The 14,952-nt window shown below is 36.2% G+C and carries 16 protein-coding genes; 8 read left to right on the top strand and 8 right to left on the bottom strand.

Going from position 1 to position 14,952, the window contains the following annotated elements; genetic code table 11:
* The first annotated feature begins 483 nt into the window (after positions 1-483).
* From AC3B6D_RS04545 to AC3B6D_RS04535, 3 genes are read left to right on the top strand one after another with little or no spacing between them, the layout of a single operon-like run.
* A complete protein-coding gene (locus tag AC3B6D_RS04545; protein WP_489775027.1) occupies positions 484-1,227 on the top strand; it encodes a hypothetical protein in 744 nt (247 codons plus the stop codon).
* Complete coding sequence (locus AC3B6D_RS04540; RefSeq protein ID WP_489756837.1) at positions 1,228-1,899, top strand: ABC transporter ATP-binding protein; 672 nt, start codon at positions 1,228-1,230, stop codon at positions 1,897-1,899.
* Positions 1,896-3,038: an ABC transporter permease gene (locus AC3B6D_RS04535; protein ID WP_489775026.1), complete on the top strand. Its 1,143-nt coding sequence runs from the start codon at positions 1,896-1,898 to the stop codon at positions 3,036-3,038. Before AC3B6D_RS04540 ends, AC3B6D_RS04535 begins: the two co-directional genes overlap by 4 nt.
* A gap of 146 nt (positions 3,039-3,184) precedes the next feature.
* Here the strand turns inward: AC3B6D_RS04535 and AC3B6D_RS04530 are convergent, their stop codons facing one another.
* Positions 3,185-3,631 (bottom strand): pyridoxamine 5'-phosphate oxidase family protein, encoded by a 447-nt coding sequence (locus AC3B6D_RS04530; RefSeq protein WP_489769385.1) that lies wholly within the window; start codon positions 3,629-3,631, stop codon positions 3,185-3,187.
* Between the two features lie 188 nt (positions 3,632-3,819).
* On the opposite strand from AC3B6D_RS04530, the gene amaP reads away from it, so the two are divergent.
* Genes amaP through AC3B6D_RS04515 form a run of 3 tightly spaced genes read left to right on the top strand, consistent with a single transcriptional unit; the run spans position 3,820 to position 5,093 of the window.
* The gene (gene amaP / locus AC3B6D_RS04525) at positions 3,820-4,377 is read left to right on the top strand and encodes an alkaline shock response membrane anchor protein AmaP (protein WP_489769384.1); all 558 of its coding nucleotides are present in this window, start codon (positions 3,820-3,822) and stop codon (positions 4,375-4,377) included.
* Positions 4,378-4,389: 12 nt separating this feature from the next.
* Positions 4,390-4,569: a DUF2273 domain-containing protein gene (locus AC3B6D_RS04520; RefSeq protein ID WP_489756841.1), complete on the top strand. Its 180-nt coding sequence runs from the start codon at positions 4,390-4,392 to the stop codon at positions 4,567-4,569.
* A 29-nt stretch (positions 4,570-4,598) separates the two neighbouring features.
* Entirely contained in the window at positions 4,599-5,093 is a 495-nt protein-coding gene (locus AC3B6D_RS04515; protein ID WP_489756842.1) for an Asp23/Gls24 family envelope stress response protein, read from the top strand.
* A 251-nt stretch (positions 5,094-5,344) separates the two neighbouring features.
* Here AC3B6D_RS04515 and AC3B6D_RS04510 read toward each other — a convergent pair whose 3' ends face one another.
* From AC3B6D_RS04510 to AC3B6D_RS04495, 4 genes are all read right to left on the bottom strand, one after another.
* Entirely contained in the window at positions 5,345-6,214 is an 870-nt protein-coding gene (locus AC3B6D_RS04510) for an aldo/keto reductase (RefSeq protein WP_489756843.1), read from the bottom strand.
* A gap of 450 nt (positions 6,215-6,664) precedes the next feature.
* Positions 6,665-8,071 carry a DHA2 family efflux MFS transporter permease subunit gene (locus tag AC3B6D_RS04505; RefSeq protein ID WP_489757693.1) on the bottom strand — a complete coding sequence of 469 codons (1,407 nt, stop codon included), beginning with the start codon at positions 8,069-8,071 and terminating at the stop codon, positions 6,665-6,667.
* A 227-nt stretch (positions 8,072-8,298) separates the two neighbouring features.
* Entirely contained in the window at positions 8,299-8,871 is a 573-nt protein-coding gene (locus AC3B6D_RS04500; protein ID WP_489775025.1) for a DNA-3-methyladenine glycosylase I, read from the bottom strand.
* The gene (locus AC3B6D_RS04495; protein ID WP_489769382.1) at positions 8,858-9,484 is read right to left on the bottom strand and encodes a histidine phosphatase family protein; all 627 of its coding nucleotides are present in this window, start codon (positions 9,482-9,484) and stop codon (positions 8,858-8,860) included. The genes AC3B6D_RS04500 and AC3B6D_RS04495 overlap by 14 nt, the downstream gene beginning before the upstream one ends.
* Positions 9,485-9,798: 314 nt before the next feature.
* On the opposite strand from AC3B6D_RS04495, the gene AC3B6D_RS04490 reads away from it, so the two are divergent.
* Positions 9,799-10,701: a LysR family transcriptional regulator gene (locus AC3B6D_RS04490; protein ID WP_489756846.1), complete on the top strand. Its 903-nt coding sequence runs from the start codon at positions 9,799-9,801 to the stop codon at positions 10,699-10,701.
* A 76-nt stretch (positions 10,702-10,777) separates the two neighbouring features.
* On the opposite strand, the gene scrK is transcribed toward AC3B6D_RS04490, so the two are convergent.
* The 3 genes from scrK to AC3B6D_RS04475 all read right to left on the bottom strand — a co-directional run bounded on the left by scrK (position 10,778) and on the right by AC3B6D_RS04475 (position 13,841).
* Positions 10,778-11,653, bottom strand: a complete 876-nt coding sequence (scrK, locus tag AC3B6D_RS04485) for a fructokinase ScrK (protein ID WP_489775024.1) — start codon at positions 11,651-11,653, stop codon at positions 10,778-10,780.
* 120 nt (positions 11,654-11,773) lie between these two features.
* Entirely contained in the window at positions 11,774-12,508 is a 735-nt protein-coding gene (locus tag AC3B6D_RS04480) for a LytR/AlgR family response regulator transcription factor (RefSeq protein ID WP_489775023.1), read from the bottom strand.
* A 4-nt stretch (positions 12,509-12,512) separates the two neighbouring features.
* Positions 12,513-13,841: a GHKL domain-containing protein gene (locus AC3B6D_RS04475; RefSeq protein WP_489775022.1), complete on the bottom strand. Its 1,329-nt coding sequence runs from the start codon at positions 13,839-13,841 to the stop codon at positions 12,513-12,515.
* Positions 13,842-14,172: 331 nt separating this feature from the next.
* Between AC3B6D_RS04475 and AC3B6D_RS04470 the strand changes: the two genes are divergently transcribed.
* Positions 14,173-14,739, top strand: a complete 567-nt coding sequence (locus AC3B6D_RS04470) for a hypothetical protein (RefSeq protein ID WP_489775021.1) — start codon at positions 14,173-14,175, stop codon at positions 14,737-14,739.
* Positions 14,740-14,952 lie beyond the last annotated feature (213 nt).

Below are 14,952 nucleotides of genomic sequence, written 5' to 3'. Positions count from 1 at the left end.
TTTTCAACTATGACTAGCGCTACTGCCGATCATTTGTAAACGATGCAACTGTAGCGCTTACTTTTTAGTATAGATTGAAAATTACAAGCGAAAGGTCAGCATAAAACTACTACTTTTTATCCGACCAGCAATTTTAACCGCATCTATAGAGAACACTATATCATTTTCTTACATGAAAAATCACAGAAAGTTTTACTTTTTTAATATTATTTCTGTAATTGGCAACTGGTGTCAACAGGCTGACTAACAGCAATAGAACAAATATTTCACCAAGAAAGTGCAATTAATTTTTTTCTTTTCAATGCTTTTTCCAAAAAGTTCGTTGGAAATTCAATTAATCAGTGATTTAGCAGGGTAATTATTATTTAAATTAAATTTTAGTCTGTCAGATTAAAAGTGAATTGCAAAATTCTCCTTTTAGAGTTATAGTGTGGTAGTACACAACTGATGTGTTACATACTTCAAAGTTAAAGGATGTTGAATATGAAAAAGAAAAGCCTTTGGATAACAATTATTGTCGTCATTATTCTTGTACTGGGTGGTGGTTTGTGGTGGCACGGTCAACAAGCCCACTCCAAAGCTGCTGCTAAACCGAAGCACACGCAACATAGTTATGTTGTTCATGCTGCTAGCCAATTAGAATTATCTGCCAACGTCACTTACCAACAAAAATATCCGGTCGTGAAAGTTAACGATTGGCAATTATTAGTTCAAAATGGTGCCAGTGTTTATCGCGGTGAAAAATTAGATACTACCGGTCAACTAGCTCCGAGCAACGGTGTCTTTGAACTCGGTAACGACCAAAACGCTGTTTATACGACTCCGTTTAAAGCTCAAGGAACCGTTTCAGAATATGATTTAAATAAAATTCAAGTCGGCGATAATGTTCAGGTCAAAGCTTTAACTGGTAACAACACAACAGCTCAAGCGGCTCAGATCACTTATTTACAGTTAAATAGCGTTAAACAAACGGCGGGCGTTTCTTATTATAATTTTGAAACATCACTTCCCCAAACGTATCGTTTAGGGCAACACGTCATTATCTCCATTCCTTCAAAATACACACAAATTCCGAAAAAATTAGTTCATCATCAACAAGTGCAACTAGCAGACGGGACTAAAAAAGCTTTAGGTCCGGAGCAAATTCAACAAAAAGACCCCCAATACTATTATGTTGACCGTAATTATTTACAACCACAAACTAAATTAATTGACAAGGATAAATAAATGACAAATGTAATTCAACTTTCGAACATTCATAAGTCCTATGATCAAAAAAATCAGTATGTCTTAAGTATTCCCGATTTAGCCATTACTGAGGGCGAGTTCGTGGCGGTCATGGGGCCTTCAGGCTCGGGTAAATCCACTTTAATTAATATTCTCGGTTTATTAGACACTGCTTACCAAGGAACTTATCAACTCAACGGGACCAACGTGAAACAAATCAAAAGTGATCGCCGCTTATCACATTTGCGTAATCAATACATTGGTTTTGTCTTTCAAAATTTCAAATTATTGCGCAACTATACTATTTTCGACAATGTCAATTTACCTAATGTTTATAGCAAAAATCCGTTTCGCTCGCGTAGGTCCAGAATTTTAGAACTCTTGGAGCAAGTCGGCTTAAGTGATCAAACCAATAAATACCCCACGCAATTATCTGGTGGTCAGCAACAGCGGGTATCAATTGCACGAGCTTTGGTTAATGACCCCAAACTAATTATTGCCGACGAACCAACCGGAGCCTTAGACTCAGCCACTTCGCTGAAGATCATGGAATTAATGCAACACCTGCACGCTAAGCAACACAAAACCATCATTATGGTGACGCATAGCGAAATGGTGGCACAATTTGCAGATCGGATTATCAAAATCAAAGATGGGCGGTTATATCAATGAAATTTTTTAACAACCTGCGCATCGCTATTAATAGTGTACGCAAACGCTTCTTCCGTAATCTGATGTCAGTCATGGGCATTATCGTGGGCACATTAAGTGTTTTATTAGTCCTCGGCATCGGTAATGGTTTAAGTAAAACGGTGAGTCACCTCTTTTTCCAAGGTTACGAAGGTGACAAGCTCATGATTGAATATATTCCCAACGAAGAGACTGGGAGCTTTCAAAAATCAGATTTACAACTAATTCGCAATTTGCCACATGTTCAAAAAGTCACTCTGCCGTCTTACGACATTTTGAGTAAGAATCTCGTTTGGCAAGGGCAAAATAAATCATTGGATTTGGAAGCCATTAAATCTGGGCCCAATGCGCATAAAACTAATGTTATTGAATTAAATCAGGCGTTACTCAAAGATACGAATTTTAGTAATATCCGCGTGGGGGAATATCTCTTCATCCAAGATCGCCCGTTTGAAGTTACGAAACTTTATAGTAAACCCGTGCCTGCCATTGGCTCTGGCCCCGCTGGCGGCAGAATCAGTCAAGATGATTATCGTTTACTCAAGGGACGCCATGCTAACGATTATGATGAAATGGATGTCACTTTACAAAAGAACCTCTCCGCAAAACAAGAACAACACGCCAAAGCTCAAATTTTACAAACGTTAGAGAACAAGGGTTTTTATCATACTTTGGGCGATTATAGTTGTCCGGATACAAGTGGTGCCAAAAAACAAATGGATAAAATTATTAAAATGCTGGCCGCCTTTATTGCCATTATTGCCGGGATCTCATTAGTAACTGCCGGGATGGGGATTATGACCACCATGACTGCTAATATTGCTGAACGTACGCAAGAGATTGGTTTACGCCGCTCCATCGGTGCCAGCAAACATGATATTACGTTGCAATTTTTAATGGAAGGAACCCTATTAACTTTAGCTGGTGGGTTGGTATCCTTATTACTAGCCCTGAGTATTCAAGCAATTGTCAATGCCATGCATATTCAACATTTTGCCATGGATATTACAGCCACCAACATTATTATCGTCTTAGTAATTGTCTTATTAGTAGGCATTATCTTTAGCTATACTCCCGCCCGCCGCGCTGCTAAACGCAATATTGTTAACTTAATTAGGTAATTCAAATCGCTAAAACAAAATTCGTTTAACAGTAAAGCACTAACCGAATTCAATTTTAAAGTCTGAATCCGCTGGAGTAGAAACTGTTGACTTTTAAAACACAATCATTAATTAATGCTCGGATGATCTAAGACCCAATGTGAGCATTAATTTTTTGTTTCCATCTTATTATGCGCGCTACTGCCCTGCTGGCTGGTAAAATCATTACTTAAATTAGCAGAGCGTAGTTTAACTGATAACGTATGAAACTGTAAAAAAATGGGATGTTCATATTGTAATTGCTTTTGAAAAGTTGTTAAATTATGCCGCATTTGTTCCGAAATGGGGGCCACAATTTTCAGACTACCTTTTAACATCACTGACGAATAATCTTGTTCGTTAAAGCAAAGTACAGCAGCATTGGCACAATTGGCCAAATTAACCACTGTAGAGTTTTCAAACCGTGTGTAAAACAAGATAGTCGCCACACTGCGTTGATAAGTTAAGGGGGTTAACGAAACAAGACTGGGAAAACCCATTCGATCAATCGTCGCCACTTCACAAACTTTAGCATTTTTAATGTATTGGTTAGCTTGCAGAATTGTTTGCTTCATGTTATCCACCCATTTCCATTATTTGCCCTTAGTCTACAATTGATACCGTTAAATTACACGTTTCAAGTCTTACTTTGGACAAAAAACTAACAAGATTTAAAATATTTCTCACCAAATAATCATATTATTAGACCGCTAACAGATCGCGTGCTACCATAACAATTAGTTGGAGAAAGGATAGTGAAAAATTGAAACGAAGCAAAAAATGGTTTTTAATTATTAGCTTAATTCTTTTATTACCGCTACCGCTCTATATTTTATGGAGCAATAATCATTTGTGGCAACAATATCTAGGACTAAAATTGCCTGATTTAGTCTCACTAAATGATCTTTGGATTTGGTACCTGGTAATTATTAGTGCCTTGAGTGGTTTATTAATAATTGTCTTATTATTAATTTTAATTTTCTGGCCGACACGCAATAAATTTCAATTAATTCATAAACCCACTGGACAAGTCAAAATTACTAATAAGGCCATTAATGGCTTTATCAACGCTTCACTGGCGGACTTACCTTACCTGCAAAATCCCAAAGTTAGTTCCAAATTAACCAACCATCATTTGCGGATTAAAGTCAGCGGGGATTTAGCTCCCGGTGATAGCGTCAAACAAAAGCTAGTGGCCTACTTAAAGCAACTAGAAGATAATTTACGTCAGTTATTAGGAGTCCAACAAAAGCCCAAGATTGAAATTCGTTTTACCAATTTTGAGTCACAGACTGATCCGAAGAAAAAGCGTGTTTATTAAGGAGGCATTCCAATGAAAGAATGGTTGGACCAACACGCTGGCGAAACTATTGGCGTGATTATTGGTTTACTTTTAGCAGTTTGTTTTTTGGTTTTAGGTTTTTTAAGCACTATTTTCTTAGTAGTACTGGCAATCATCGGTGGCCTTGTTGGTCATTATTGGCCACTACTGCAACAATTGCATGATAAATAATTTAATTTTGGATAAAGGAGAAGATCAAAATGGCACAAACAACAAATACGAATGCAGAACAAATTAAAGGTGAATTAACTTATGATTCCAAAGTTATTCAAAAAATCATTGGCATTGCTTTATCAGATATTGATGGTCTTTTAACAATTGATGGTGGCTTTTTCTCCAATTTAACGGATAAACTAGTCAACAATGATGATGTTACTTCCGGTATTAATGTTGAAGTCGGTAAAAAACAAGTAGCAGTTGATATTGATATTGTTGCTGAATACGGCATTGATATTGCCAAATTATATGATCAAATTAAAAAGCAAATTTTTGAAAAAGTTAAATCCATGACCGATTTAGATGTCGTGGAAGTTAATGTCAGTGTCGTAGACATTAAGACACAACAACAACATGAAAAAGATTCCGTTAGCTTGCAAGATCGCTTGAGTGGTTCTGCCAAAGATACCAAACAAAAAGTTGAACAAAAGCAATCCCAAAAGCAACAACAAAAGCGTGATGAACAACGAGTTCAATAATTTTATTTGTGACAAAGAGCGGGTCAAAGCTCAGGATTATAAAGTCATGACAAAAGATTTGTTTAGAAACTGAGTATAGCCTAAATGAAATCCTGAAGTTAGTTTTTAACTTGAGGATTTTTTTGTAGTTAAATGCCAGTTTCTATCCTTTATAAAACAACTCAAATCTGCGTACTATCTTTTCATTTCGCTTTCAAAGCAAAAAAAGACAGCTCAATCTAAATTAGTGAGCTGCCCTTTTTGATTAACTTTTATTTATCCGATTTATCATACACTGGAAAATCGTTTGCTTGACCATAATCCTTGATATGTTCAATAGTCTTTAATTGCTCCATATCAGCGGCTGAAATTTCAAAATCAACTTGCGTATTACTCTTAATATGCGCTGGTGTTTGTGACTTTGGTAATGGTAACAAATTGAGTTGTAGACAATAACGAATACATAACTGTGCGGGCTCAACTTGGTACTTAGCAGCCATTTGTTGTACGAGCGGATTTTGTAAAATCTCACCGTGGGCGACTGGTGAATAGGCTTCAACTAAGATATCCTGCTTTTGGCAGTAGTCAATTAACTCAAATGGTGTATTAGCAATATGAGCTAACACTTGATTAACCATTGGTTTAACCGAGCCATTCTTCACAATATTATCAACGTCTACCTTTTCAAAATTGGAAACGCCAATAGCGCGCAACTTACCAGCTTGATAGGCTTCTTCTAAAGCGCGCCAAGCCGCTAAGTTACCTTCAAAATAATGTTCACCATTACGAAAATCAGACCACGGCTGTGGTGCATGAATAATCATCAAATCCAGATAGTCCAAATCCATTGTTTGCAGTGATTGATCAATGGCAGCCACTGCTTCTTGATAAGACTTGATTTCAGCAGCCAATTTTGAAGTGACAAAAATATCTGAACGCTTAACTCCTGAAGCTTGTAGTGCTTGACCAATGCCGGCTTCATTACCATAAGCTTGAGCTGTATCAATATGACGATAACCAGCAGCCAAAGCTGTTTGAACTGGTTGTTGAACTTGATCATTATCAATTAACCATGTTCCAAAAGCTAACTTAGGAATTTTGACACCATTAGCTAATGTATAGTCTTCTGTTAAAATACTCATCTTCATCTCTCCTTTAATAAAATACTGCGACAAAAACCGCTTAAAAGCTGAGGATTAACCTAAACTAAGGTCTTAAGTCGGTTTTTGACTTGAGAGCTTAGTTGTAGTTAAACGCAAGCTTTTAGTTTTTGGAGCGCTAATATCAAATACTGCGACAAAGGACGTTTAAAAACTGAGCAATAACCTAGACCAAAACTAAAGTTGGTTTTAACTTTAGTACTTGGGCGTAGTTAGGCGCAAGTTTTTGTCCTTTGGAGCGCTAATGCTATCAAACTGCTGAAAAACTACTCAACTACGTTTTAATCATAATACTTATAGTTAACTCTAAGTCAATCAAAACGTCTAAAAAAGCAGCGGATACAAAAAAATGCTCGTATTTAATACGAACATTTTTGCTTTATGATGCACCAAAAGTCAGAAAATTGTTCCAACTTCTGTTTTTCAAACATTTTATTTTTCTTCTAAGTGTGTTTGTGGATCTTGCTTGCGTAAATTAAAAGCAATTAAGACCCCAGCAATGGCTAGAGCTAAGGTGAAGTACAAGCCATAGTGGACACCATTGGTAAACTTCGTTGCCATATTGCCTGCAATATTATGTTGGCCTAAGCTTAAAAAGCTCGTTGATAAGGCCGTAGCTACAGCACCGACAACTTGTTGCATTGTATTTAAAATCGTACTACCATCCGCGGACTCAATTCCAGATAAGGAATTCAAAGCATGCGTCTGAGCAGGTGACATCGCTAGTGGACAACCAATCATTAAGATCACGTGCGCCAAAATAATGTAAAACAGCGTTGAATGTTGATTGGATAATAATAACATAACCACACCTAAAACAGCGATTAAAAAGCCAGCCACAGCCGGTTTCTTAGCCCCAAAAGTATCGTATAAGCGGCCTGCTACGGCAGACACAATCGCGTTAATAATCCCTCCAGGTAACATAATCATTCCTGTTAGAGCAACTGGTAGTGAAAGTCCTTGCTGCAAATATTGTGGTAATAAATACATTGCCGACAAAATAATCGCAAAGTCTAACATGACGCCTAGTGCTCCTAAAGTGAACGCTGGATGTCTAAAGACATGTAAGTTCAATACTGGAGTGGTCAAATGTAATTGCCGCCAAGCATACAAAACTAAGACAATAATTCCCACAACTAATAAACCTAAGACTAAAGGTGAACCCCAGCCCCATTCACTTGCAAAACTAACGCCTAACACTAAGGCAGAAAAACCAACAACGGATTCTAAAACTGACCAAAGATCAACATGAGGCTTAGAAATTTGCCCAACATTTTTTAAACCAAAGATCGCTAAAATTAAACCAATGGCTAAAAACGGAACAAACAACCAAAATACCCAATGCCAAGTTAATTTGCCTAAAATTAAACCCGTTAACGTGGGACCAACAGCTGGTGCTAACATAATCACCAACGCACAAACACCCATCGCTGCGCCTAATTTATACGGCGGGAAAATCGTCATTGCGACAGTAAACATTAACGGTAAGATTAAACCCGTCCCTAAGCCTTGAATGACTCGACCTAACAACAAAATACCAAAGTTTGGTGCCAGCGCCGCAATAATCGCGCCGACAATAAAATCACTTAACCCAAAAATCACAATTTGCCGTGTCGTAAACCATTTCGTTAATAAACTCGAAAATGGTAACACAATACCAATAACTAACATATAACCAGTGACTAAGAGCTGCACAGTGGCAGCACTGACATTAAAAGCCTTCATTAATTGTGGTAGTGCAATGTTTAATGATGTTTCCGATAACATCCCCACAAAGGCCCCAATTAACATACTAGACATGACTAGCCAGGGTTTTTGCACTTTTACAACAGCTTTCATTTCATCCATGTAAAAACTCCTTTGAATTTCAATTCATTTTTTCGCAACTTGATTATCTTAGCAAAATAAAAAATTTGATGTAAGTTTTTTTTGTAAAAAAATGAAATCAGCACTCCTACTGTCACTCAAATTTCTAGCGATAATTAAAAATACCCTTATCACCAAGGAATTGATAATTACCATCAACCCTGCATAATAAAGGCATCTTTGAAGCACTATAAATAAGACTATTTAAAAGAACAACTTTGTAAATGATCATTAACAACACCAATAGCCTGCAAGTAAGAATACATAATCGTGGGACCGACAAATTTAAAACCTTTTTGTTTAAAATCACGGGTCATTTTTTGCGCTAAAGGTGACGTGGTAGGCACCTGTTCTGGCGACTGCCAGTGGTGATTGTGCACCCGATTACCAGCTAAAGTCCAAACCCATTGGTTGAAAGTACCAAATTGTTGTTGTACTGATAAAAAGACTTGGGCATTATTAACCATCGCCGCTAGCTTTCGTTTATTCCTAATTAAAGCTGGATTCTGCAACCAAGCAGCCTGCATTAAGGGATCTGCCTGCGCAATTTTTTGCACGTCAAAATAACAAAATGCTTGATTCATCGCTCGACGCTTATGCAAGACGGTTTTCCAACTTAAGCCTGCTTGCATCATTTCCAGTACTAAAAATTCAAATAACTTACGATCAGCATGCGTCGGTCGACACCATTCGTAGTCATGATAGCGTATCATTAAGAAATCAGCGCCCACCCACGGACAACGCTGAACATTTGGAGAATTAGTTAACTTCATCAAAGACTCCTGGCGCTTGGCGGTTATAATAGCGCAAATAAGTGGCCCCCGTCTGTTCATTGACAGCAACGTTAATTACTCCCGCATTCTTGACTTCACCCACAGCACTCACCATGGGAATGTGAAATAAGCGTTGGATCAAAACACGTGACACAGTTCCGTGACATACTAATAAAATTTGTTGATCGTGATGCTGAGCTAATAAATCCTGCCAAAAGCTCTGTAAGCGTTGCGCCAAATGATCGTAACTTTCACCCGTGCAATACTTTACATAGTCCTCAGTTAAATATCCCAATTCGTCAAACACTTGGGGATATTGCTGATAAATTAAGTCCGTTGCTTGACCGTCCCAATTACCATAATCAATTTCTTTCAAACGAACATCCGTCTTTATCGGCAAAGCGTCTGCACTTAAAATTTCGGCTGTTTGGAATGCTCTTTTCAAAGGACTAGCATAGATACAATCAATTTGTTTAATATCAAAGCTAGTATGTAAAGTTTGTACTTGCTGAATCCCCACCGAATTTAATGGTAAATCGGTTTGAGCACCGTTAATTCGATTACTTTTATTAGTATCCGTTTGGCCATGTCGTACGATAAAAATATTTAACACAATGATCATCCTCAACAATTTTAATTTGCTTCTATTATAACAAATCCCGTTGACCGCGACTTGACTTTTCTAATTTTGCACACTATGATACCTACAACGATCCTTTAATGAAAATTAGTTCTGTGAAGCTACAAAGGAGATTCTTAACATTCAAATAAGCGCTGCACCAATTGTTAGTGCCAGCTAATTTCTCACATCCCTTGTAGTTGTTTGGCAAACTATGAGGGATTTATTGGTTGATAACCAGTTTCAAAGTCTAGTTTCAACATGAACTATTGGTATCTAAAAACACATTTTTAAATCAGGGGGAAATTATGGAACTCAAACAGTTACGATATTTTGCCGCGATCATTTCTCACGATAGTTATCGTCAAGCTGCGCAGTCACTGGGAACCGTTGAATCGAATCTCAGTATTCAAATGAAACATTTAGAAAAAGAATTAGGGACCAAATTGCTGGTGCGCGAAGGCCGCACAATGCGCCCGACAGCAGCTGGTTTGGAACTTTATCGGCATACAAAATTAATTTTACAACAAGCCCAAATTATCAGTCGCGCAATTCCTAGTGTTAAGGAAAATCCTTCTTCCAGACAAACGATACATATTGGCGTCAGTGGTAATTACTTAACGCCACTCATTGTGCAAGCAGGTAAACATTTACGCCAACAATTTCTTTTTGAATTTGTTCAATTAGACACCAACCAAATGTTAACGCAATTAAAAAATAATCAATTAGACTTGGCCATTACTCCGCTAGCACGTAGCATCACGCAAGATCCCTTGTTAGAATTCACTTTTTTGTTCACTGATAAAACCGTTGCCTTAATTCCCAAAAAATGGAGTAAGTTGGCTCAAAAAAAGCAAATTACTTTTGCTGAACTTTTCTTAAACCCCTTAGTAGCCCTCAAGCACCAATTCGTTGTGCGGCAACACTTAGACGAATATTTTCTGCAAAATCATCTCAAAGCCAATATTGAATATGAGGTTAATGATTACTCCGCTTGTCTCGCAATTGTGCAGCAAAATGAAATTGCTGGCATGGTGACCGAATATTTTATGCAACAACAAGCACCACAAAAACAATTGCAAGTTATCCCCATCATCTCGCAAATTCTGCCCATTCAAATGGGCATTGTCAGTCTCAAGCAACCAAACTTGGCAATCCCTGTTAATCAACTCAAGACTGCCTTATACGAAGAATGCTTAACGATTAAATAATCACAAAAAAACTGAGTCTCCACCGCGGATCTTTCGCCGGTTAAACTCAGTTTTTACATTTAACATTTAATTTTAATTACGCATTTTGAATTTGGTAAGCTAATGCAAAGTTGCCTAAAGTTGCTGAGCCATTATTCTTCACTCGCGGCATGGTAATATACTTATCTAAAGCAGGCACTTGTACATAATCATTCAATAATGTTTTAAATTGTTGGCGCACTTTCACCAAGAAATCTTCGCTAATTACCCCGCCACCAAAAACAATATTATTAGGCCGTAAAATTAAGGTCTGTTGCACAGCAGCTTGTGCTACATAATAAGCCATAATATCCCAGACGTGATGTTCATGCGGCACATCTTTACCAGCTTTGTTTAAGCGTGCTTCAAAGGTTGGTCCTGAAACCAAGCCTTCTAAGCAATCATGATGAAACGGACAAATACCCGCAAAATCCAAATCATCAGGATGGCGTTTGACAAATGTATGTCCCATTTCTGGATGACCAATACCTTGCAAAATCTTACCGTCTAAAACGGCCCCACCACCGACGCCAGTACCGACAGTGTAATAAACTAAAGAATTAATTTTTTCATTAAATAAATTAGCCGTCACATATTCACCGTATGCGGAGCCGTTAACATCCGTGGTGAAGTAAACAGGTACGTCAAAATTGCGCTTTAACGGGCCAATTAAATCGATATAATGCCACTTGGCTTTCGGCGTATCGGTAATATAACCATAATATTGATTATTTTTTTGTAATTCAATGGGTCCAAACGAAGCGACTGAAATAGCGGCTAATTCAGGAAACTTCTGAAAATATGTAATCATTTGCTGAATTGTCGTTTGCGGATCAGTCGTTGGAAACTGCGTCTGATCTAAAATCCGATAATCCTCGTTGCCCACAGCACAAACAAATTTGGTTCCCCCAGCTTCAACACTACCTAATAACATCTTTTGCTACCCCTTTACAATTTTTCTTAATCATACCGATTTCTCAAAGCATCTGCAAGTTAGCCTAGCTCTCAATCTAACCTAGCGCACTCTTTAAAACTAGCAACATGCTTACTCAACTTAATTAGCAGCTAACAAATTCTCTAAAGTTTTGACCTTGCGACGAGCAACCGGACAAGTAATTCCATTTTGTAAAACAACTACCTTTTGCTTTTTATTAAATTGCAACAGAAAATCAGTATTAATAATAACCGATTTATGAATCCGCACAAAATTAGTGGGCAAGCGCTGCTCCAAATCTTTCAGGTCACTATTTATTGTTTCTTGTTTAGTTATTTCATGAATTAACAGTTTATGGTCACCCAAGGTTTCTATAAATTCTATTTGTTGACAATCTAAATACAAAATTTGATCAGTCGTTTTTACGACCAGTAATTTTCGTTGTTGTTGCTGTTGTTTTAACTGTTCTTGAACTTTAATCAAGATTTGAATTACATCATGTTGCAACTGCTGCGGATTATCTTTAACTATAAAATCTAACGCCGCAACTCGGTATTTAAAAGTTTCCCGAGCTAATTCATCATGTGTCGTCACCAAAACAATAGTACCTAAACTATCAAATTTTCTGATTTCTGCTGCTAATTCCAAACCATTTAATTGTGTCTGCAAATCAATATCTAAAAAATAAATGTTGGGTGTCGAATTGTTCAACTGTAAAGTTTTTAAAACTTCTTGTGGGTCAGCAGTGGCTTGTACAATTTGCATATCTAAATTTTCAATCAATAAATAATTATTGATTATTTTTTGCAATCTTTTTAATTGCGCGTTGTCATCTTCACACAGGTATATATCCATTTTACTACTCTTTTTTGATAATTAATTTTTGAATAAATTCTTCCTTAGTAACTTCAGTTTGTAAACTCAGATGGGAATATTGCTGGGTAATTTCCTTGATATTTGCCAGCCCTAACCCTGAATGATCAGCTTTAGTTGAGTAATTAGCTTGATAAATTTGTTTGAGATTAATCGAGTTTTGATAATGGTTCTTGATAATTGTCGTTAACTGACTAGAATCGTCATAAATAACAATAGTCATTAAGCTTTGCGCTGCTGTGCTTTTGGCTAAATCTTCAATTGCTTCAAGAGCGTTATCTAATAAAATCCCCAAACAACGATTGTAATCCAGTATTGAAACATTCTGTGGAAATTGTCTCACTTCCTGAGCAATTTCTACATGAATGCGGTCTTTTAAAGTGGTCAATTGTCCTAACTTAACAGCTAATAAACCTTTAATTTCAACAATTTTTAAATTACTCAAAGATGACAGATTAAATAAATCCGTGGTTTGTTGGACCTGATTATTTTTAATTACTCCGTAAAAATATTTTTTCAGACCCGCTAGATCTTGATCTTCAATATAACCAGCCATACCTGACAAAATATTGAGATAATCATGCTTAAACTTACGGAATTCTTGCTGCGCATTTTCTAAAGTCTTCAAATAAGCAGTGAGCTGTTGCCGATTTTCCTGTTCTAGCTGTAATTGTCGTTGTTGATTTCGATCACGACTCCATAACAAAAACGTTAAGATAAATAAAAGACAAGTTCCTAAGAACAAAAGACTAATTTGCGTAATAGTTTGATTGGTAGTAACTGCTTGATTCATTAAATAAAAATAACCAATCATCATTATGATTGTCATCAAGCTAGTAATTAACATAGTTAATCTATGTTTTTGCAGCACCTGATAAGTGTGTAACTTTTCAAAACCCCAATTTAAGAGCTTAACAATCATTAAATCAGATATTAAAGCACTTACAACATTCACCCAGATCCAATTTAAACTATTCTCTTGAATTAAATATGAAATTTTGAAAACTTTATATAGTAGTACTTCACTCAACTGGCTAGTTGTTAGCAAAATTAAAAAAGATAATAATAAGAAAAACAGTTGTTGCAGAATGATTTTTTTATAGAGTAAATAAATTCCGACAATGACAACTTCCATAAATAATAGAACAATTAATGTTCCGTTTACTTTCAGTCTATTCAATATCAGCATAATACCCGTCAAAATCACACCGTTACTGCTTACAAGAATTAAGAACTCTTTGTTGGAAAATTGCAGTTGAAAAAACTGCAAATTCACTAAATATGTCACAATATACAATAATAAAATGATTAACATGATTAAACCTAAAATTGATCTAAACGACATTAGCAATCAGACTTTGCTGGAAATAACCATTAACTAACAAATTAATATTCAATTAATTTTGTTGTTAGAGTCACCCTTACACCTAATTTAACTAAAATAATTTTAACATACCTTATGGCATCACTTGCAACGCCAATTTACTACAAGAACAAAGTCCTAGATCTTCTTCAATATCGCAATGTCTATCGAAGCACCTTTAAGAAAAATTAACCGATAAAGCTGAAAATGAACCGTTTAAGATTTGTTACCATTTTCTTCAAAAAACAAATTATTATGAACTCAGACAAGAGAGGTGAGTTCAATGCAAGCAAAGACTAAAAAAACAATTTGGATAGCTATTATTTTATGTATGGTAGTTTTCATTATGCTAATTACTAACTTATTCCTAAAAAATCCTTACCAAAGTTTTCAACAAAGTATTCCCTTGAAACAACAGGTAAACTCCTTAGTCATTAAAACGGGCGGTGCTGATGTACAAATCAATGTAAAACCAAGATCAGTAAATGATATTGATTTAGCAGGTTACTTACCTGTCAAGATGATTCAACCACTCAATCATTGGTCTAAGCAAAATTCTGATAATTTAATTATTGATTTTTCGAGAAGCAGTCATCAAATCGGATTAATCTCTAATAAAAACAATCCCCATATCAAGTTAACTTTATCAGCAAATCAATTAAATCAATTGTCCCATTTTCGTGTTAATAGTGATGGTGGAAGTATAACTCTTAACAACACTTCAACAAAAAAGTTACGATATCAAGCTGATCTTAATGGTGGTCAACTTTATCAACACAATCCCAAATACTATCAATTAGGAAAACAGTTTTTAATTAAAAGTAATGGTGGAAATTTGCATATCGAATAAATCTTAATTACTCAATACAAATAAACCAGGACCCGAATTAATGCCCTTATAATGGTGTTTGATTAATCACTAGTCAAATTTAGCGTCCAATCCAGCGAAAATGGACTGGACGCTTTTGCTGTTGGTTACTAATAAAAATCGGTGCAGTTCAAAAAGGTCTTAACAACCAAATTCTCCGTATAAGATTTTAGTGAAATCCAACTTAAATTTAAG

The organism is Bombilactobacillus sp. ESL1097, assembly GCF_058107205.1.
This window is presented reverse-complemented; position numbering and strand designations above follow the sequence as displayed.

Excerpts from the sequence above, each read along its gene's own strand:
- scrK (WP_489775024.1), bottom strand. The coding sequence starts at position 11,653 with ATGTTATTAGGTAGTGTTGAAGCTGGGGGAACCAAATTTGTTTGTGCT.
- AC3B6D_RS04515 (WP_489756842.1), top strand. The coding sequence starts at position 4,599 with ATGGCACAAACAACAAATACGAATGCAGAACAAATTAAAGGTGAATTA.
- AC3B6D_RS04540 (WP_489756837.1), top strand. The coding sequence starts at position 1,228 with ATGACAAATGTAATTCAACTTTCGAACATTCATAAGTCCTATGATCAA.
- AC3B6D_RS04520 (WP_489756841.1), top strand. The coding sequence starts at position 4,390 with ATGAAAGAATGGTTGGACCAACACGCTGGCGAAACTATTGGCGTGATT.
- AC3B6D_RS04475 (WP_489775022.1), bottom strand. The coding sequence starts at position 13,841 with ATGTTAATCATTTTATTATTGTATATTGTGACATATTTAGTGAATTTG.
- AC3B6D_RS04500 (WP_489775025.1), bottom strand. The coding sequence starts at position 8,871 with ATGAAGTTAACTAATTCTCCAAATGTTCAGCGTTGTCCGTGGGTGGGC.
- AC3B6D_RS04505 (WP_489757693.1), bottom strand. The coding sequence starts at position 8,071 with ATGAAAGCTGTTGTAAAAGTGCAAAAACCCTGGCTAGTCATGTCTAGT.
- AC3B6D_RS04470 (WP_489775021.1), top strand. The coding sequence starts at position 14,173 with ATGCAAGCAAAGACTAAAAAAACAATTTGGATAGCTATTATTTTATGT.
- AC3B6D_RS04480 (WP_489775023.1), bottom strand. The coding sequence starts at position 12,508 with ATGGATATATACCTGTGTGAAGATGACAACGCGCAATTAAAAAGATTG.
- AC3B6D_RS04545 (WP_489775027.1), top strand. The coding sequence starts at position 484 with ATGAAAAAGAAAAGCCTTTGGATAACAATTATTGTCGTCATTATTCTT.
- AC3B6D_RS04510 (WP_489756843.1), bottom strand. The coding sequence starts at position 6,214 with ATGAGTATTTTAACAGAAGACTATACATTAGCTAATGGTGTCAAAATT.
- AC3B6D_RS04490 (WP_489756846.1), top strand. The coding sequence starts at position 9,799 with ATGGAACTCAAACAGTTACGATATTTTGCCGCGATCATTTCTCACGAT.
- AC3B6D_RS04535 (WP_489775026.1), top strand. The coding sequence starts at position 1,896 with ATGAAATTTTTTAACAACCTGCGCATCGCTATTAATAGTGTACGCAAA.
- AC3B6D_RS04530 (WP_489769385.1), bottom strand. The coding sequence starts at position 3,631 with ATGAAGCAAACAATTCTGCAAGCTAACCAATACATTAAAAATGCTAAA.